Raw genomic sequence first — 18,246 nt, forward strand, 5'->3', positions numbered from 1 at the left:
CTGACCCAGCCTAGGCCGCCGGGCAGCTGGCGCCCTTCTCGGGCACCTTGCCGTCGAGCAGGTACGCGTCCACCAGCCCGCGCACGCACTTGCTGCCCGACAGGTACGCCCCGTGCCCTTCGCCCTCGTACGTCACCAGCGTGGCCGTCTTGAGCTGGGACGTCAGCTTGGGCGCCCACTGGTACGGCGTGGCCGGGTCGCCCTTGCCGCCCACCACCACGATCGGCGCGGACCCGGTGGCGTCCACGTGCCGCGCCTGGTTGCTGCCCTTGACCGGCCAGACCCGGCACAGCCCGCCCGAGCCCTCGCTGCCGAACAGCGGCGAGATCTTCAGCGCGGCCGCCTCGGTGCGCCGCAGCTCGGCTCTGCTGGGGCGCTCCGCGGTGTCGGCGCAGGTGATGGCAGGGAAGCTGGTCATCTGCGTGGAGTAGGTGCCGTCATCCCTGCGCCCGGTGTAGTTGTCGGCGAGGTAGAGCAGCGCCTCGCCGTTGCCCTTGAGTCCTTCGCTGAGCGACTGCTCCAGGAACGGCCAGGTCAGCTCGGAGTAGAGGGCGGCGGCCACGGCGGTGGAGGCCAGCCCCTGCGTCAGCGTGCGGCCGTGAACGTTGAGCGGCTTGGTGGTCAGCTTCATCAACAGGTTCTCGACGTTGCGGTCGGCGGTGGCCTCGTCCTTGCCGAGCGCGCACGTGGTCTTGACGCACGAGCGCAGGAAGCTCTCGTACGCCTTCTGGAAGCCGCGCGTCTGGGCCAGCGTGCGCTGCTCGAACGAGACCGTCGGGTCGAGCGGCGCGTCGAGCACCATCCGGCCCACGTTGTGGGGGAACTCGGTGGCGTAGACGGCGCCGAGCTGCGTGCCGTAGGACATGCCGACGTAGTTGAGCTTGGAGTCGCCCACGGCGGCGCGGATGCGGTCCATGTCGCGGCTGGCGTTCACGGTGCCGACGTGGGGCAGGATCTTGCCGGAGTCGCGCTCGCAGAGCTCGGCGAACCTCTTGTTGGCCGCCGTGGCGCGCCGGTGCGTCTCCTCGTCGGGGGGCAGCGTGTTCAGCGAGGTGTACGCCTCGAGCTCGGAGGCGTCGCCGCAGCGCACGCCCGAGCTGCGATCGACGCCGCGCGGGTCGAAGCTGATCAGGTCGTAGCGGGTCCGCAGCGTGGTGAGCGCCTTGGCCGCCTGGTCGAGCGTGTCGACGCCGGACGCGCCCGGGCCGCCGAAGTTGAACACCACGGATCCGAGCCGCTTGTCCTTGCCGGTGGTGGGGAGCTTGATGAGCGCCAGGTTGAGCTGTTCGCCGTCGGGTTCGTCGTAGTCGAGCGGCACCGCGAGCGTTCCGCACCGCACTGAGCTGTCCTGGCGGGCGGGGGGCTCACCATCGGGACGCTCGATGTCGGTGCACGGCCCCCAGTCGATCGTGGCGGTCTCGCCGGGGGCGTCCGTGGCGGGCTCGGCTGGTGCGGTGGAGCAGCCGGCTGCGGTCACGAGCAGGGCGGCGGCTAGGACACGTCGCATATCGATGGAACTTCCCCTCGTCTCTCCGGGGGAAGTAGTGCCCACAATACGTGACCGTGCACCAAACCCGGGTGAGGCGGCGCGTATCCACCCTGGTCGCGCCGCCATCGGGACGGGTCAGACGCCCATCGACTGCGTGTCGTTGCTCTCGGCGCCGCCCGCCTCGGTGACGCCGTTCTTCAGGTGGTAGCGGGCGATGGCCTCGCGCAGCACCTCGCCGCCGAGCTCACCCTGCTTGACCAGGCTGGACAGCACGGCCAGCGTGATCGACGCCGCGTCCACGTGGAAGTGGCGGCGCAGCGCCGAGCGGGTGTCGGACAGGCCGAACCCGTCGGTGCCCAGCGAGGACCAGTCACCCGGCACCCACTGCGCGATCTGGTCCTGTACGGCCTTCATGTAGTCGCTGACGCCCACGAACGGCCCGCGGGCCTGCGACAACACCTGCGTCACGTAGGGGACGCGCCGCTCGGCGTCGGGGTGGAGCAGGTTGTGCTCCTCGCAGGCCAGGGCATCGCGGCGCAGCTCGGTCCACGACGTCGCCGACCACACGTCGGCCGACACGCCCCAGTCCTCGGCCAGCAGCCGCTGCGCCTCCATCGCCCACGGGCCGGCGACGCCCGATGACAGGATGTTGGCCTTCGGCCCCGGCGTCTGCGGCCCCTCGGCGAACTTGTAGAGGCCCTTGAGCAGGCCCTGCACGTCGATGTGCGGGGGCTGCGCCGGCTGCAGGTAGGGCTCGTTGTAGACGGTCAGGTAGTAGAAGATGTCCTCCGGCTGGTCGCCGTACATCCTCCTGAGGCCGTCCTTGACGATGTGGGCCACCTCGAACGCCCAGGACGGGTCGTAGATGACCGCGGCCGGGTTGGTCGAGCCGATGAGCGGCGTGTGACCGTCCTCGTGCTGCAGGCCCTCGCCGTTGAGCGTGGTGCGGCCCGCGGTGGCGCCGAGCAGGAAGCCGCGGCCCATCTGGTCGCCCATGGCCCACATCTGGTCGCCGGTGCGCTGGAACCCGAACATCGAGTAGAAGATGTAGATCGGGATCATGTGCTCGCCGTGCGTGGCGTACGACGTGCCGGCGGCGATGGTCGAGGCCATCGAGCCCGACTCGCTGATGCCCTCGTGCAGGATCTGCCCCTGCACCGCCTCCTTGTAGGACAGCAGCAGCTCCCTGTCGACGGCCTCGTAGGTCTGGCCGTGCGGCGAGTAGATCTTCGCCGTCGGGAACATGGCGTCGAGGCCGAACGTGCGGGCCTCGTCCGGAATGATCGGCACGAACCTGTGGCCGATCTCCTTGTCGCGCATGAGGTCCTTCAGCAGCCGTACGAACGCCATCGTGGTGGCGACCTGCTGCTTGCCCGAGCCCTTGCCGAAGGCGTCGTAGACGTCGTCGCCGGGCAGCTTGACCGGCTTGGCGCGGACGACCCGTTTGGGCAGCACGCCGCCGAGCGCGGCGCGGCGCTCCATCATGTACTGGATCTCGGGGTCGTTCTCGCCCGGGTGGAAGTAGGGGGGCAGCTCGCCCTCGAGCGCGGAGTCGGGGATCGGCAGGTAGAGCCGGTCGCGGAACTCCTTGAGCTCGGCCTTGGTGAGCTTCTTCATCTGGTGGGTGGCGTTGCGGGCCTCGAAGTCCTTGCCCAGCGTCCAACCCTTGATGGTCTGGGCGAGGATCACCGTCGGCTGGCCGACGTGCTCGCGGGCCGCCTTGAACGCGGCGTAGACCTTGCGGTAGTCGTGGCCGCCGCGCGACAGCTTGCGGATGTCGTCGTCGGTCAGGTGCTCGACCATCTTGCGCAGGCGCGGGTCGGAGCCGAAGAAGTGCTCGCGGATGTAGGCGCCCGACTCGACGGAGTAGGTCTGGAACTGGCCGTCGGGCGTCGTGTTCATCTGGTTGACCAGCACGCCGTCGACGTCGGCCGCCAGCAGCGGGTCCCAGTCGCGGCCCCACACGACCTTGATGACGTTCCAGCCGGCGCCACGGAAGTAGGACTCCAGCTCCTGGATGATCTTGCCGTTGCCGCGCACCGGGCCGTCGAGCCGCTGCAGGTTGCAGTTGATCACGAACGTGAGGTTGTCGAGCTCTTCGCGCGCCGCCACGCCGATGGCGCCGAGCGACTCGGGCTCGTCCATCTCGCCGTCGCCGAGGAACGCCCACACGTGGCTGCGGCTGGTGTCCTTGATCTGCCGGTTGAGCAGGTAGCGGTTGAACCGCGCCTGATAGATCGCGCCGATCGGGCCCAGGCCCATGGAGACCGTCGGGAACTCCCAGAAGTCGGGCATCAGTCGCGGGTGAGGATAGGAGGGCAGGCCGTGGAAGCCGTGCGACAGCTCCTGGCGGAACGCGTCGAGCTGGCTCTCGTTGAGCCGGCCTTCGAGGAAGGCGCGGGCGTAGATGCCCGGCGCGGCGTGCCCCTGGAAGAAGACCTGGTCGCCCGACTCGCCGTGGTCCTTGCCGCGGAAGAAGTGGTTGAAGCCCACTTCGTAGAGCGACGCGGCCGAGGCGTAGGTGGCGATGTGGCCGCCCACGTTGGTGCGGGCGTTGGCCCTCGACACCATGATGGCCGCGTTCCAGCGGATGTAGGCGCGGATGCGGCGTTCGACGTGCTCGTCACCCGGGAACCAGGGCTCGCGCTCCGGCGGGATCGTGTTGATGTAGTCGGTGCTGCGCAAGCCCGGCACGCCGACCTGGTGCTCGCGGGCCCGTTCGAGCATGCGGAGCATCAGGTAGCGCGCTCTGGTGCGGCCTTCGGTCTTGACGACGTTGTCGAGAGACTCGAGCCACTCGTTGGTCTCACTGGGATCGACATCAGGCAGCTGGCTGGGTAGGCCGTCGCTGATGATCGAGAATCGCTGGCGTCCGGAAGCCACTGGGTCTCGCCTTCCGAGGTGGACTGATGACTGGTCTGGGTCGCCTTCCATCCTGGTCGCTAGTCGTAGAAAACGCATCTCTACTCGTCGGTAACCAGGGTGTCCCTGCTGGCAGGAGGGGTGCCGATGGCCTAGACCACCGATGGTAGGACGAATCTCGCCACAGGTTACATCCCGGGAGCAATTTAACAAGACCGGAAAACGAACGAAATTTCGCTCATATGGCCTGGATCGGTCCCGGGGGCTCGCCGTACGAGAACCTGCCCTGGAGAGGCGGGGGTACGCGCCTGGCGCCGTGCCGCGCGAGTCTAACCCCTTGCCCGGCGCCGCCCCGGACGGGGGCGGGCGCCGGGCCCTCCTCTATGGAGGCGCGCGCGTACAGACGTCTCCGCACCAGTGATCTCCGGGTCTCGTCCTCAGGAAGTCTGCTGTTCGCTCACAGGTGAATCGTCGGAGAGGAGGACGCCCGCGGGCTCGGCGCACCGGGCGCTCACGGTCCGAGCCGCGTAACATTTTGGTCATGTTTCGGCTTGTCGTCGCTCCGGGCGCAAAAAATCCCTTGTCTCCAGATCTGGTCTTTTCTTGAGGCTTTCGGAGTATCAGGCTGGAGGTATGAAGGCGACGGCAGGCGACCGGCTCCTGATGCACGGCAATATCGTTGGCGAAAGGGACCGGATCGGAGTAATCGTGGAGGTCCAAGGCCCGGACGGCGGGTCTCCCTACATGGTGCGGTTCGACGACGGGCACACGGGGCTGGTGTTTCCCGGTCCTGATGCGGTCGTTGTCCGTAAGTAAGATTTTCTTGTGAAATCTCAAATCATCTCTGTGACCACCGGTTCACGGGAGACGGTGCACGACATCACGGCCGAATGCGCCGACTTTGTACGCGCGCAGGGCGATGACGGGCTGCTGCACGTTTTCGTGCCGCATGCCACGGCCGGGGTCGCCCTGCTCGAGCTGGGGTCACGCAGCGACGACGACCTGCTCGCCGCGCTGCGCGACCTGCTGCCGCCCGACGACCGGTGGCGTCACGCCCACGGTTCGGCCGGGCACGGACGGTCACACGTCATGCCCGCGCTGATCCCGCCCTATGCCACGATCCCCGTGCTGGGCGGGAGAATGGCGCTGGGCACCTGGCAGTCCGTGGCGCTGGTCGACCTGAACGTCGACAACCCGCAACGCCAGGTTCGGCTGTCGTTTTTGTCTGATTGATTCTGGCCGACCACGGCCGTACCCGTGGCGACCGTTGACGACTGAGGGTCACAGCGTGTGGACTGTGCCGAAGCGATAAACCGCATAAGCGGGGCCACTCAAGCAGGAGGGATAAACGTGAGCGCGACCGCGGGTCAGGCGCAGGGCGAGCGCGGCCTGGCCGAACGACTCGGCCTCAAGCCGGGTCAGGTGGTGCAGGAGATCGGTTGGGACGAGGACGTCGATGACGAGCTTCGCGACTCCATCGAAGACCTGACCGGCAACGAGCTGCTGGACGAGGAGAGTGACGACGTCGTCGACGTGGCGCTGCTGTGGTGGCGCGACGGCGACGGAGACCTCTTCGACGCACTGACCAACGCCATGCGATCACTCGCCGAGGGCGGCCAGATCTGGCTGCTGACTCCCAAGGCCGGGCGTGAGGGCCACGTGGAGCCGAGCGACATCGGGGAGGACGCCACGACCGCGGGTCTCTCGCAGACCAGCAGCATCTCCGCAGCCCCCGACTGGTCAGGCACGAGGCTCGTGACGCCCAAAGGCCGACGGTAGGAGCTCGAGCGCCCGCCGTGCGGCAGGATGGTTCCCGTGAACGCACATCCTGCCGAGGTCGGCGCCCAGGCTCCTGATTTCGAGCTGCAGGACCAGCACGGCACGCCGGTGCGCCTGTCCCAGTTCCGGGGCGCCAATGTCGTGCTGGTCTTCTACCCGCTCGCTTTCAGCGGGATCTGCCACGGCGAGCTGTCCGCGCTGCGCGACACCCCGCTCGACGGGGCACACCTGCTGACCGTCTCGGTCGACTCCATGTTCACCCACCGCGCATGGGCGGATCGTGAGGGTTACACGTTCCCGCTCCTCTCCGATTTCTGGCCACACGGACAGGTCGCGCGGGCGTACGGTGTCTTCGATGAGGCGAAGGGGCTCGCGCTACGGGGGACCTTCATCATCGACCGCGAGGGCGTGATCCGGTGGAAGGTGGTCAATCCGACCTCCACCGCACGTGACGTCGCCGACTACGTGAAGGCACTCGCCGACATCTCTTGACTTCGGAGGCAACGATGCCCTGCTACCGCTGCGGGGCCCGGCAGACCGACCCGGTGCGCGGCGCCAGCCCGTGGCAGCGCGGGGTGCGCAACGAGTCCCAGGTGCTCGTCTGCCCGGACTGTCAACGGCTGCACGACCACGACCTCGACGCGTGCTCCACCTGCGGGTCCACGGCGCTGATCTGCCGGCTGGGCGAGGTGGAATGCCGGTCGTGCGGGGCCGTGCGGATGGCCCGCTCCGATGCGCTGACGGTCTCGGTGGCGCCGCCGCCGGGGCTCTCCGCGGAGGTGGAGGCGGCGCTCAACAGGGTCCTCGGGCGCGCCTGAGCTGCTTCTGGGGCGGCCGCACGGGCTCGATGCCGGGTGGTCCCACGTCCGGGTGCACAAGCCCTCAGGCGTACGCCTGGGCTCTTCCGGCGCGTGTCGCGGGCGTCTGGCGTACGCGGTCGGAGGGGTCCCGCCCGGGGTCGCTGCCTGGAGCGCCGGCCGGCGGGAGCGACCGCCTGCGTGCGCCCGCTACGTGCAGCGCTTCAACAGCGCCTTTCCGGACATGTGATGAGCTGCGCTATCGTCTCCTTCCGTGTCCGCAAAGAGTTCGTTCGTCGTAGCGCTCGACGTCGGTGGCACGTCCATGAAGGGCGGCCTGGTCAGCGAGTCCGGCGCGGTGCTGCTGAGCGAGCGGCGCCCGACCCCGCGGGCGGAGGGCCCAGAGGCGGTCGTGGCCGCCATCTCCGGCTTCATCGGCCACCTCGCCGGCTCGGGCGACGGCGACCCGGCAGGCGTCGGTCTGGCCGTGCCCGGCCTGGTGTCCGACAACTCCGCCGTCTACGCCACCAACCTGGGCTGGCGCGACGTTCCCGCCACGGACTTCACCGCCCTGGACATCCCGGTCATGCTCGGGCACGACGTACGCACGGGCGGCCTCGCGGAAAGCATCCTCGGCGCTGGTCAGGGCGTGGCCGACTTCCTCTTCCTGCCCATCGGCACGGGCATCGCCGGCGCCTCGATCATCCACGGCGAACCGTACGGCGGCTCCGCGGGCTGGGCCGGCGAGATCGGCCACACCCCGGTCTTCCCGGACGGCGAAGAGTGCGCGTGCGGCCAGTTCGGGTGCCTGGAGACGTACGCCTCGGCCGCCTCGGTGGGGCGCCGCTACAGCGAACGGGCGGGCGTGGAAGGCGTCAAGGCCGAGCAGGTCGTCTCCTCCGACGACCCGATCGCCATCGAGGTCTGGGACGAGGCCGTGGAGGCCCTGTCGCTGGCGCTGGCCACGTACACACTGCTGCTCGACCCCTCACTGATCGTCCTCGGCGGCGGCCTGGCCGAAGCGGGCCCCGCCCTCTTCGACCCGGTACGCACCCGCCTTGTCAAGCGACTGGCCTTCCGCGACGCCCCACCCCTGGTGCCGGCGGCGCTCGGGGTCGACGCCGGGATGCTGGGGGCGGCCCTGCTCGGCTGGCGCGCGGCGGGCCGTCCTGAGCTGGGCCCAGGGTGGACGGTGGATGTGCGATCGGCGCCGATGGTGTCGTAAGGTGTAGTGCCGATCAGGGGCGGTTAGCTCAGCGGTAGAGCACTCGCCTTACAAGCGAGGGGTCACTGGTTCGAACCCAGTACCGCCCACCAGCATGAACACCTGATGATCAATCGTGGAAACGGCCCCTGCGGGGCTGACGGGGACGAATGTGTCCAACGCAACATGTCGGGACCCAGTAGCGACGCTTCTGCTCGGTGATGTCGAGCAGTTGTCCGCCGTTGGCTTCGATGACCCGTTGCGAGGCGATATTGGTCTTGTCGCACATGACCAAAGCCTGAGAGATGCCTAGAGACTGGGCGATCGGCAGGGCCGCCGCGAGCATAGCCGTCGCGTGACCCTGGCGGCGCGCGCTGGGGCGGACGTCATAGCCGATGTGGCCGCCGAACGTCTCCAGCGCCGGGGTGAGCCGGTGACGGATGGCCAATCTTCCCAGGAATTGCTCGCGGTCGACCCACCATAGGGTGGTCATCGGCACGAATCCGGGACGTACACCCCATGAGTTCCGCTCGTCGACCACGCGCGCGGTGTACGCCTCGAAGGCCTCCGGGGCCACCAGAGCCTGCGGGTCGACATCGTCGATGTACCACGGAACCGGATAGTCAAGGTCGGCACGGAACTCGGCTACGGCGGCCAGAAACGACGTCCGCAACGTGCCGATCGGATCGATGAACTCTGGCATGGCGATCATGATGCCTGCGAGGGTGGGTGGCGCCAAGCCGTTATCGGGCTCAGCGACGTCGTCGCAGCATGGGCACAAGGTTGTCTCTGGCTGGCTCAGAGTTTCTTTACTGGGTCAAGGCGACGGCGCTCCGCGCCGTGCGCACGGCCCGCGCCCGCCTGCCGTCCCGGGCATGCGGCCTGACGCCAAGGTCACGAACCAGAACCTGGCCGACCGGTGTGGCGTGGACGTCAAGACGGTGGAACGCTGGCTTCAGGACGAGGCTCGTGTCCCGCATCTGCGGCACCAGTGGGCCGCCGCAGAGGCACTAGGAGTTGAGACAGCGGTGCTATGGCCAGACGCAATTCGCAATACGGTGAAAACGGGGCCGGATAAGGAAGTATTGACCGTTTATCCGTATCGCTCCGCGTGCCCGAAATCAATCTGGCGCAACCTCATCAACGCGGCGCGCAACGAGATCGTGTTCGCCGGTTACCCGAACTACTTCCTGTGGCTGGAACACCCGAACCTGGCGAAGGTCCTCAAACGGAAAGCGCAGCAGGGCTGCAAGATCCGGTTTCTCGTCGGCGACCCGGACAGCAAGGTCACCCAAAGCCGCGAGGAGGTGGAGAACGTCCCGCTGGCCGTGTCCACACGCATCCGGATCACGCTGTCGGAGATCGAGCAGCTACGCGACGTCCCCGGCATCGAGGCCCGATACGGCGACGAGCACATCGCCATGAGCGTGTTCCGATTCGACTCGGAGATGCTCGTCACCCCTCACCTGGCCAGGCTCGTTGGGCACGACTCGCCGATGCTGCACCTGCGGCGGTACCAGGACGGCGGCTTGTTCGACCGGTTCGCGTACCACGCTTCCGAGCTGTGGAGCAACGGCCGTGACGTATGGCAGCAACCGCAGCCCACGGGCCAGATGCTGGGTGACTAACTGAGTGACAATCGCCCCGGACGACCCTGGACTTCAGAGGACCGCACGGGACCATAACCCCAGGTGGGGACGGGAGCGATCCCGATCTGTCCGAGCGCCGCCGGTCGGCCTACGGGCCCAGGTAGACGTTCGACGAGAGCCATGCCGGACGCGGCAGGCCGAAATGCTCCTCGAGCATCAGTTCGGCCTGAGTAAGCGCACCGTAGACCCAACCCTGCCCGGTCGACCACGCCGATCCGCAGATGTACAGGTTGGCGCCGGGGATCGGGTGGCGCATCCGCGGCATGATCTCCCAGCTCTTCGCCCCGACCTGCCAGAAGTGGTAGGCCGCGCCGTATGGGTCCTGCACCCAGTCCTGGAAGTAGGCGGCTGTCGGGTCGGGGATGCGGGCGCGGCGTCCGTGCAGCTCGCGCAGCTGGCGCTGCGCCTCGTCGACCAGTGTTCCCGGCGCCGTCGCGTCCATCGGCCGCGGCGGCCGGGTCACCGACACCGGGACCAGGCGTTTCGGCCGCGTCAGCAGCTCGTTCCAGAACTCCACGTCGCTGAGGTCGTTATAGGAGGCCAGCAGCAGGGCATTACGGTTGGCGGGGTCGGCTCCGGGCTGGTTCCCCTCGACGCCCCAGTAGTACGTCTGACGCAGGGGCAGGTCGCTCACCGAGCGACCGGCATTCAGGCCGAGATCCTCCCACCACGGCCGGTCGTAGGCGAGGAAGAGCTTCGAGGCCGGCCTCGTGACGATCGAGCCGAGGTCGGACAGGAACCGGTTGCTGGAGAAGAGGAAAGTGTCCGGGTCCAGCAGCTCGATCGAGCGCTGGGGCATCGCCAGGACGACGTGGCGCGCCCGAACCTTGAGCGGCCGGCCCTCGGGCCACACAGTGATGGCAAGGGTCAGCACCTCCTCGCCGTCAACCGTCTCCCGGTCGATCCGGCGTACCTGGTGGTGGAGGTGGACACTCCCGCCCTCCGCCACGAACCGGCGGACGAGCTCCTCGGGCATCGTCTGGTAGCCGTCACGCAGGAGCAGGTACTGCGGCGGCGGGGAGCCGACGAAATCCGCCACCGATGCCTCCATCGCCTCGACGCTGTTGACGTTGGACACCACCGACCCGTAGCCCAAGCCGTCGCGGAGGAACGACCACCCCTCCTGACCTACCGCATCGAGCAGCAGATTCCAGAACCCGATGTCGTACAGGCGCCGCCCCTCGGCCGACGCCGTTGGCTTGATCCTGTCCCAGGCCCGATGATCCATCTGGGCAGCGTTGGGGACGAAGCGCTGAATGACGGACAGGAGCGCGTCGTCCGGCGTCATACCGCGGATCGCGGCCGGCAGGTCGTAGGGCACGACCCTCGGATCGGTGAACTGCCTCATAGTGAAGCGGCGCTGACGCAGGTAGACGAGGTTCTGTGGCTCGTCGACGGGGAAGGGGGCCGTCGGCAACCGGAGATGTCTCACCAGGTCGGCCACGACCGGCTGGTTGGTCAAGTAGCGCATCCCACCCAGCTCAGCGTGCAAGTGTGGCATACCGTGCGGCGTCACCGAGAAGAGGCGGCCGCCGACGCGCTCGCTGCTCTCGAACAGACGCACCACGAGCCGGCCGCCGCGCCGCCGCCGCAGCCTGCTCAGAACGCCGCTACGCCTGGCCTCCGATCCGAGCAGCCGCCAGCCCGCGTACGCGCCGGACACTCCGGCGCCGATGACGGCGACATCGATGACGCCCTCCCCGGCCTGCGCCGAGGCAGCCCGCGCCGGGGCGCCGAGCATTCCCCCGACGATGGCGGCGGTACCGACCGCCGCGCCCCCCTTGAGCAGATCGCGCCGCGTGGATCCACCCTTCGCCGACGGGATTCCGGCTGGGATGTCCTCGCTGTGCTCGTGGACGCTCATGCAACTCCCCTAGCGTGCTCCGCAAGTGGGGGTCGTGATGATGTTCCATCCAGTTGCCGGTCTTGTCGAGGCAACACCCCGACCGGGTGCATTGTCGTGCGGGTGGCATGGCCCTTACACGAACATCTGGTGACCGGCAACCCCCGAAGGACTTCCAGCGCGGACCACTTAGCTCAAACGCTTGGGCACTCCTGGAAATCCGGTCTCATCCTGTGGTTCGAGCTCACCGGCGCCTCCTGATGCCTGGCCACGTTCGGCGCACTCGCCAGGGCACGGACCGGTTCGGACACCTGGCGTGGACCAGGTGGGAGCGCAGAATGGTGACGTCCTCTGGGCGGCTCCAGAAGTCGTTGCCGCCGCGCACGACCAGCGTCGGTGCGGTGATCAGGCTGGCGTTCCAGACGGAAGAGGGCGGTCTGGCTCTGTGCAATTTGTTCCTTGACCTCAACCGGCTATCACATGAACGTTCGCGTGTTCGTCAGCGCCGCCCGCCGAACTCCCAGTCGTGGACCTCGATGTCCGCGTACCGGTCCTGGGTCAGGACGGCGCGTGCCGCGTCCGGGTCTGGTGCCCGCACCAGCGCCGCCGTACCCAGCCAGGTCGTGCCGTCGTCGGACAGCAGCGGCCCGTACGCGATCAGGTCGTCCCGGCCGGGCCGCGGGGCGGGGTCGGCGGCCTGCCCGGTGCCCAGGCCGAGCACCAGATAGCGGTTGCCGCCCTCCCGGCCGCCAGGGAAGTCCCACATGGTGCGCCCGAGGACGTTGTGCCATCGGCGCAACATCACGTCGCGGTAGACGCCGGCCTGGTAGTTGGGCTCGTCGAAGACGAACGCACGCGCGGTGGCAGGATCTGGCAGGTCGAGGATGTGCACGCTGCCGGTGGCCGTGTCGGTGCCGCGGGCGAAGGTCGGGCCACGGGCGATCATCTCCGCCGCGTACCGGTCCATGTAGGACCAGTGCTCCTCCACCAGCTCGTCGCGCAGCGTCGCGGTGTCAGGCCGGTCGCGGTGGTAACAGAAGAACTCCATGCCGAGAGTACCTACCATGCACCGCGCCGGCAGCTCCACCGTGATCAGGGCGCCTCGGCGAGCGACAGGCTGTTCCCGTCCGGGTCCAGCACGACGACGTGGCGCACGCCGTTGCCGTAGGTTTCCACCGGTTCGTGGCTGATGCCGTGGGCGGCGAGGCGGTCCAGGATGTCGTCGAGGCCGGTCACCCCGAGCGTGATCATGGCCCTCCCCACCCGCTCGGCCCCAGCGCCCCGGTCGTCGACGACGACCCACGCGTTCTCGCCGACCTGCCACAGGTACTCCTCGCCGATGACCTCGTCCGCAGGGCGGCCGAAGAACACCCCGAACCATTCCAGTGACTTCGTACGGTCGCTCACCGGCATGACGCTGTACAGGTCCACGTGGACCACTCCTTTCGATCGTGTCGGACGTTGGACTACTCCCGTGACCGGAACTCATCGGGGAAACGTGCTCGGAGCCGTCAAGGAATCCTCGCGGGGGTGGCCGCCGCTGCCGGTCTGCTCGCGTACGAGGAGGGCGCCGAGAGCGGCGGCGACGATCGGCAGCCCGGCGACCACCGCCGCGATCACCGGCCACGGGGTCGGGAAGGGCACTCGTGGCGGTGAGTCCCACGTGGTCGACGCCGTCAACGGCCAGATCAGCAACATCCCGATGGGGCACCCGGCGACCGCGCCCAGCACCGTGCCGCACGCCGCGCTCAGCCCCGCGCGACAGGCGCCGAACCACCGGAGCGTCGCGGCCGAGCCGTCACCGGCCCGCGCCGGCAGACGGCCTGCCCGCGGGCTCGTGGCCCTGCCTCCGCCGGTGGCCAGAGCACTGCCGAGGGCCACGAGAAGGACCGCGGCGACGACGGCCGGCCAGCCGGTCCAGGGCTGGAATCCCCGCTCCACATAGGTTTGCGCGACGTCACCCAGCCGGGCGTCGAGCCGCTCCTGCTCGCTCGCCGAGACGCGGTGGACGGAGGGATCGACGATCAGTTCGCCGGGTTCCAGCTGATGGCCGAGGTCCCGGATCGCCTTCGCCGGGACGAAGATCGTCTCCATGTGCGGATCGTCGGTCCGGGCGACGATCGCCGGAAGGGTGTGGATCGTCCGTGGATCGCCCCCTCCAGTGATGATCCTGACCGAGTCGACTTCCACGTCGGCGGTGGTGACCACCACCGCCGTGTCCTCGTCGTACGGCGTCGACCGGTCACCTGTGAGATACCGCAGCAGAGCCTCGTCACCGATGACCTCATGCGGGTAGACGGTCCCTTCCGGCAGGCCGAGACCGTCGACATGCACGCCGACATGCGGGGAGTGACGGGGGACCTGACTTTCGGCCACGGGCACGCCGGGTAACTCCCGCTGGATCGCCGCGCGTACGGCGTCCATGCCCGCCGGCGGGAGAGGGCTCACCAGGAGGGCGCCGGGCCGGGCCCGCGGGAGGTAGTCGGCCCTGAGCTGGGCCGTCGCGCCGACCGCGATGATCGTCAACGCGATTCCGGACGCCGTCGCCATCGCGGTCAGCGTGATCGCGGGAGCCGTCGCCGTACGACGACCGGCCAGGTCGCGGGCCGCCAGGCGAACGGGCAGCGGCAGCCGTTCCGCGTACCGGCCGAGCATGTCCAGCAGCCGCGAGGCGAACGGGCTCAGCCCGATGAGAAGCAGGCCCGCGCCTGTGAGAGCCGCCACGGTGAATTCGGCCCATGCGTAGGAGCCGTAGCGCGAATCTGCCCGCGCCGAGCACGCGCCGAACGCCATCAGCCAGACGCCGGCGAACGACACGAACAGGCCCCCGAGGACGTAGGCCCGGTGGATGCGCTTATGGCGGGACCGCGGCGCGGACAACAGCGCGATCGTCACCGACAGGGACGCGAACATCCCGAGCACGGTCACCATCCCGGTGATCGCCAGGGACGTTGTCTTGAAGATCATGGCGGAAGGGTAGTGGGAACCGGCCGGAGCCCTCCCGCCCCGCGGTCAGGGCACGGTCAGGGGCTCGCCGTTGGCGGTGACGTTCTTGAGCACCAGGTCCTCGACGTGCTCGACGACGACCGGCGTCGCGGTGGCGCCGAAGTCCACGTCGGTCAGCGTGATCCCGCGGATCGGGGCGTCGGCGTAACCGCGCAGGTTGAGTGCCCGGTTGGCGGTCCGTACGGTCATGTCCCGCACGTCGATCCCGCCCACGCGGGGGTTGAAACCGTGGCCGGGTCCCTCCTCGTAGTTGAAGTTGATGTCGATGACCGAGCCGCCCACCTGGCCGATCTCGAGATCCCTGGCGTGGAAGCCCTCGATGAACCCGCCGCGTACGGAGTTCGTCTTGAAGCGCAGGGCGATGTCGAGGTTGGGGCTGGACATCGCGCAGTCCCTGATGAAGACCTCGCGTACGCCGCCGGACATCTCGCTGCCGATCGTCATGCCGCCGTGCCCGTCGCGGAAGGTGCAGTTCTCGACGACGATGAGCTCGCTGGGCACGTTCACGCGGCGGCCGTCGGCGTTGCGTCCCGACTTGATCGCGATGCAGTCGTCGCCGGTGTCGAACGTGCAGCCGCGGATCACCACCATCCGGCTCGCCTCGGGGTTGCAGCCGTCGTTGTTCGGGCCGTGCGACTCGACCGTGACGTTCTGCACGAGGACGTTCTGCGACAGCGTGGGGTGGATCTCCCACATCGGTGAGTTGACGATGGTGACGCCCTCGACGAGTACGTTGTCGCACCGGTAGGGCTGGACGAAGGACGGACGCAGGTAGCCGCCCTCGCCGTATCGCCGCCGGATGACCGGCACGCCCTGCTCGGCCTGGGCGAACAGCGCGGCCCTGGCCTCGGCCTGGTGGGGCTCGCCCGGCTCCCAGCCGTCGTCGCCCGACCCCTTCCACGGCCACCAGTGATCGTGGTCGGCCTGCCCGTCGAGTACGCCTGACCCGGTCACCGCGATGTTCCGCTGGCCGTGGGCGTAGATCAGCGGGGAGTAGTTGTAGAGCTCGACGCCCTCGAATCTGGTCAGCACCAGCGGGAGGTACGCCTTCGGGTCGGTGCTGAACAGCAGCCTGGCACCCTCGGTGACGTGCAGGTCGACGTTGCTCAGCAGGTGGATGGCGCCGGTCAGGAACCGCCCTTCCGGCACGTCCACGTGCCCGCCGCCCGCCGCGTGGCAGGCCCTGATCGCGGAGCGGATGGCCTTCGTGCAGTCCGTCACCCCGTCGCCGGTCGCGCCGAAGTCCCTGATGTCGAACCGGCGTCGCGGGAATCTCGGCCCGCGCACCCTGGCCACGATGTGGTTCGCCCGCGCCCACGGATCGGGCGTGGCGTGTACGGCACGCGCGTCGAGGATCGGGACGGCGAGGGCGGACATCGCCATGGCGCGCATGGCGTTGCGGCGGCTCAACATGGGGCGGCTCCCTGCCTGCTCGGGACACCCCGGATGCTAGGCCAACCCGTTGCAGTGATCTAGGGGTGTGGGCCACATCAGGCCAGGATCAGGGGAGCAACCGTTTGCATTCGTTCGGGCCCTGCTACGGTCGGGGCATGGTGGAACGGCCGCGTTATTCCGCTGCGGACCTCACCGTGCTGAGCTGGGACGAGGCCGTGCGCAGGCGCCCGGGCATGTACTTCGGCGTCGGCCGGCAGAGCCCGGATCTTCCCACCAGGATCCTGATCGCCGTGGTCAGGGACGCCCTCCACCTCCCGGACGGCGAACACCGGATGGCGGCCTTGACCGTCGGTACGTGGCGAGCCCGGGCGATCAGGAGACGGGAATGCCGGCGACCTGGCCGATGCGCTCCGCCTCCAGCGTGACCGCGGTGACGTTGTCGGCGGGCGCCGGATAGTACACATATCCTCGGGCGACCGCGCCGGAATCAAGCGAGGGCACCCAGTTCTCGACGAATTCCCCGTGCATCTTCAGCGGGTGATAGCGCGTCTTCGTCGCCGGGTCCACGAGGACGAACGCGCCGAAGTCCGCCGCCGCGGAGAAGGCGCTGTCCCAGCCGCCGAACGGCGCGGGAATGGCGGTGAGCGCCGAGCCGCCTTCCAGGACCACATCGAACGTGGCGACCAGATAGGCGCCGTCGCGGTGGAAGGGGTGAAAGTCCACCCGCAACCGGTGATCGCCGCTCCTCCAGGTGAGCGAGCCCGCCACCGGCCCTGGCTCCGCCTGGAACGGCGCCGGCGGGCGGGTGGAGCCTCGGACGTCCGACGGGCCTGTGGTGACCGTGACGTCCGGCCTGTCCTCCTTGATCTGGTAGGAGATCTCCACCCGCCGGTTCCTGGCGCGGCCCTCGGGGTTGTCGCTGCCGTCCGGCTTCTCGTTCTTGGCGATCGGCTCGCTCTCGCCCTTGCCGGTGGCCTCGTACGTGTAGCCGGGACCCAGCTTGCCGGCGAGGTAGTCGCGTACCACCTCCGCGCGCTTGACCGACAGGTTCTGGTTGTAGGAGTCGCCGCCCTTGCTGTCGGTGTGTCCCTCGATGGTGATCGGTGGTTTGGCCGGGTCGGCCCGTTCGCGGGTCTCGCGTACGGCTTCGTCGAGAATGGTGGCGGCGTCGTCCGACAGCGTGGCCTTGTCGAAGGCGAACAGCACGTCGGTACGGAGCCCCACCGTCTCCTTGCCGCCGTCCTTCAGCGTCGTCTTCTGAGGCGCCTCCACCAGCTCGTTCACGCCGGAGACGCCGGACCAGATCTCGCCCGACGGTGGCACCACGGCCCACTGGAACTCCGCGCCCGGCGCGGGATCGCCGTCCTGGCGCTTCTTGGCGACGGGCGCGGCGGCGCCCTCGGTGACCGGGAGGCCCGTCATCGCCGCCACGGGCATGTCGGGCACCAGTGACACGCTCCTGACGCCGGCGGGGAGCGGCGGGAAGTAGACCTCGACCGGGTAGCGCACGCCCGGCCGGAAGTCGTCGGGCAGACGCGCCGAGGCCATGGGGTGCCGGGTGCCGAACGCCGGCCCATCCGCGTCCTTCTCCCGCAGCGTGAAATACACCTTGCCGCCCACGGGGTCCAGCAGCCGGAACCTGCCGAAGCTCACGCTCTGCCCGCGCAGGCCGTCGTACCCGAAGTCGCCGGAGACCGGCTTGTCCGCGGTGGTGCTGATCATCAGCTTCAGCGCGGTGAGGGCGGAATGGCGTTCGACGGCCTTGACCTCCACCCGGAACGGGTCAGGCGAGTCGAACCCGACGAGCCCCTCGCGCGCGTAAGCGACCGCCGGGCTGGGGGAAGGCCGGTGGGTGGCGTGGGTCGCCGGCGGGCTGTCGCCCGGGGGCGCGGTCGCGCCCGCCCCGCCGCAGCCGGCGAGCGCGGCGGTGGTCAGGATGACGGCCATTGCCTGAGTCGCGCGCACGTGACACCTCCGGATCGACGCCGGAAGCCTAGCCCGTTCCCCCGGCGGGTTCGGGCCTTTCGGGCAGATGGGGGCATGACCGTGACCAGATGTCGGCGAGGTTCACCTGTGCCCCGCTGAAACAGCCGACACGGGCAGGGTTTCTCGCACCCACGGATTCCGCGTACGGGCCCTGGCGGGTTTCCCGTCACCGACATGGTGACCAAAAGCGGATGGGGATATACCGCCTTCTTCAGGGGCTTTCGCGTGATCATCGA

At 68.9% G+C, this 18,246-nt stretch carries 16 protein-coding genes and 1 tRNA gene; 8 read left to right on the forward strand and 9 right to left on the reverse strand.

All coding sequences use genetic code 11. The features are described from left to right. Window positions 1-10: 10 nt before the first annotated feature. Complete coding sequence (locus tag ABGA98_RS10040; protein ID WP_347617917.1) at window positions 11-1,507, reverse strand: alpha/beta hydrolase; 1,497 nt, start codon at window positions 1,505-1,507, stop codon at window positions 11-13. Between the two features lie 117 nt (window positions 1,508-1,624). Further along, entirely contained in the window at window positions 1,625-4,372 is a 2,748-nt protein-coding gene (gene aceE / locus ABGA98_RS10045; protein ID WP_347617918.1) for a pyruvate dehydrogenase (acetyl-transferring), homodimeric type, read from the reverse strand. Between the two features lie 612 nt (window positions 4,373-4,984). Between aceE and ABGA98_RS10050 the strand changes: the two genes are divergently transcribed. The 7 genes from ABGA98_RS10050 (at window position 4,985) to ABGA98_RS10080 (ending at window position 8,244) form a co-directional block, all read left to right on the forward strand. After that, window positions 4,985-5,167, forward strand: coding sequence for a DUF1918 domain-containing protein (locus ABGA98_RS10050; RefSeq protein ID WP_347617919.1), 183 nt, complete (start codon window positions 4,985-4,987; stop codon window positions 5,165-5,167). Between the two features lie 9 nt (window positions 5,168-5,176). Next, on the forward strand, window positions 5,177-5,584 hold the full coding sequence (locus ABGA98_RS10055) for a secondary thiamine-phosphate synthase enzyme YjbQ (protein ID WP_347617921.1): 408 nt from the start codon (window positions 5,177-5,179) through the stop codon (window positions 5,582-5,584). 117 nt (window positions 5,585-5,701) lie between these two features. Further along, on the forward strand, window positions 5,702-6,130 hold the full coding sequence (locus ABGA98_RS10060) for a DUF3052 domain-containing protein (RefSeq protein WP_132506048.1): 429 nt from the start codon (window positions 5,702-5,704) through the stop codon (window positions 6,128-6,130). Window positions 6,131-6,157: 27 nt separating this feature from the next. After that, complete coding sequence (locus ABGA98_RS10065; protein WP_347617922.1) at window positions 6,158-6,622, forward strand: peroxiredoxin; 465 nt, start codon at window positions 6,158-6,160, stop codon at window positions 6,620-6,622. Between the two features lie 14 nt (window positions 6,623-6,636). Continuing rightward, window positions 6,637-6,948, forward strand: a complete 312-nt coding sequence (locus ABGA98_RS10070; RefSeq protein ID WP_347617923.1) for a hypothetical protein — start codon at window positions 6,637-6,639, stop codon at window positions 6,946-6,948. A 253-nt stretch (window positions 6,949-7,201) separates the two neighbouring features. Beyond that, window positions 7,202-8,152 carry an ROK family protein gene (locus ABGA98_RS10075; RefSeq protein ID WP_347617924.1) on the forward strand — a complete coding sequence of 317 codons (951 nt, stop codon included), beginning with the start codon at window positions 7,202-7,204 and terminating at the stop codon, window positions 8,150-8,152. A gap of 17 nt (window positions 8,153-8,169) precedes the next feature. Next, window positions 8,170-8,244, forward strand: a tRNA-Val gene (locus tag ABGA98_RS10080). Between the two features lie 17 nt (window positions 8,245-8,261). Here the strand turns inward: ABGA98_RS10080 and ABGA98_RS10085 are convergent. Further along, the gene (locus ABGA98_RS10085) at window positions 8,262-8,834 is read right to left on the reverse strand and encodes a GNAT family N-acetyltransferase (protein WP_347617925.1); all 573 of its coding nucleotides are present in this window, start codon (window positions 8,832-8,834) and stop codon (window positions 8,262-8,264) included. Between the two features lie 172 nt (window positions 8,835-9,006). On the opposite strand from ABGA98_RS10085, the gene ABGA98_RS10090 reads away from it, so the two are divergent. Next, on the forward strand, window positions 9,007-9,759 hold the full coding sequence (locus tag ABGA98_RS10090; protein WP_347617926.1) for a hypothetical protein: 753 nt from the start codon (window positions 9,007-9,009) through the stop codon (window positions 9,757-9,759). A 109-nt stretch (window positions 9,760-9,868) separates the two neighbouring features. Here ABGA98_RS10090 and ABGA98_RS10095 read toward each other — a convergent pair whose 3' ends face one another. The 6 genes from ABGA98_RS10095 to ABGA98_RS10120 form a co-directional block, all read right to left on the reverse strand. Beyond that, window positions 9,869-11,644 carry an FAD-dependent oxidoreductase gene (locus ABGA98_RS10095; protein ID WP_347617927.1) on the reverse strand — a complete coding sequence of 592 codons (1,776 nt, stop codon included), beginning with the start codon at window positions 11,642-11,644 and terminating at the stop codon, window positions 9,869-9,871. Between the two features lie 478 nt (window positions 11,645-12,122). Further along, window positions 12,123-12,671, reverse strand: a complete 549-nt coding sequence (locus ABGA98_RS10100) for a YciI family protein (RefSeq protein ID WP_347617928.1) — start codon at window positions 12,669-12,671, stop codon at window positions 12,123-12,125. Window positions 12,672-12,715: 44 nt separating this feature from the next. Then, a complete protein-coding gene (locus ABGA98_RS10105) occupies window positions 12,716-13,054 on the reverse strand; it encodes a VOC family protein (protein ID WP_347617929.1) in 339 nt (112 codons plus the stop codon). Window positions 13,055-13,108: 54 nt separating this feature from the next. Further along, window positions 13,109-14,590: a hypothetical protein gene (locus ABGA98_RS10110; RefSeq protein ID WP_347617930.1), complete on the reverse strand. Its 1,482-nt coding sequence runs from the start codon at window positions 14,588-14,590 to the stop codon at window positions 13,109-13,111. A gap of 45 nt (window positions 14,591-14,635) precedes the next feature. Further along, on the reverse strand, window positions 14,636-16,042 hold the full coding sequence (locus tag ABGA98_RS10115; RefSeq protein ID WP_347617931.1) for a glycoside hydrolase family 28 protein: 1,407 nt from the start codon (window positions 16,040-16,042) through the stop codon (window positions 14,636-14,638). Window positions 16,043-16,396: 354 nt separating this feature from the next. After that, the gene (locus ABGA98_RS10120) at window positions 16,397-17,989 is read right to left on the reverse strand and encodes an OmpA family protein (protein WP_347617932.1); all 1,593 of its coding nucleotides are present in this window, start codon (window positions 17,987-17,989) and stop codon (window positions 16,397-16,399) included. Between the last annotated feature and the right edge of the window lie 257 nt (window positions 17,990-18,246).

The sequence above is a fragment of the Nonomuraea sp. B1E8 genome, from assembly GCF_039871515.1.
GTDB lineage: Bacteria > Actinomycetota > Actinomycetes > Streptosporangiales > Streptosporangiaceae > Nonomuraea.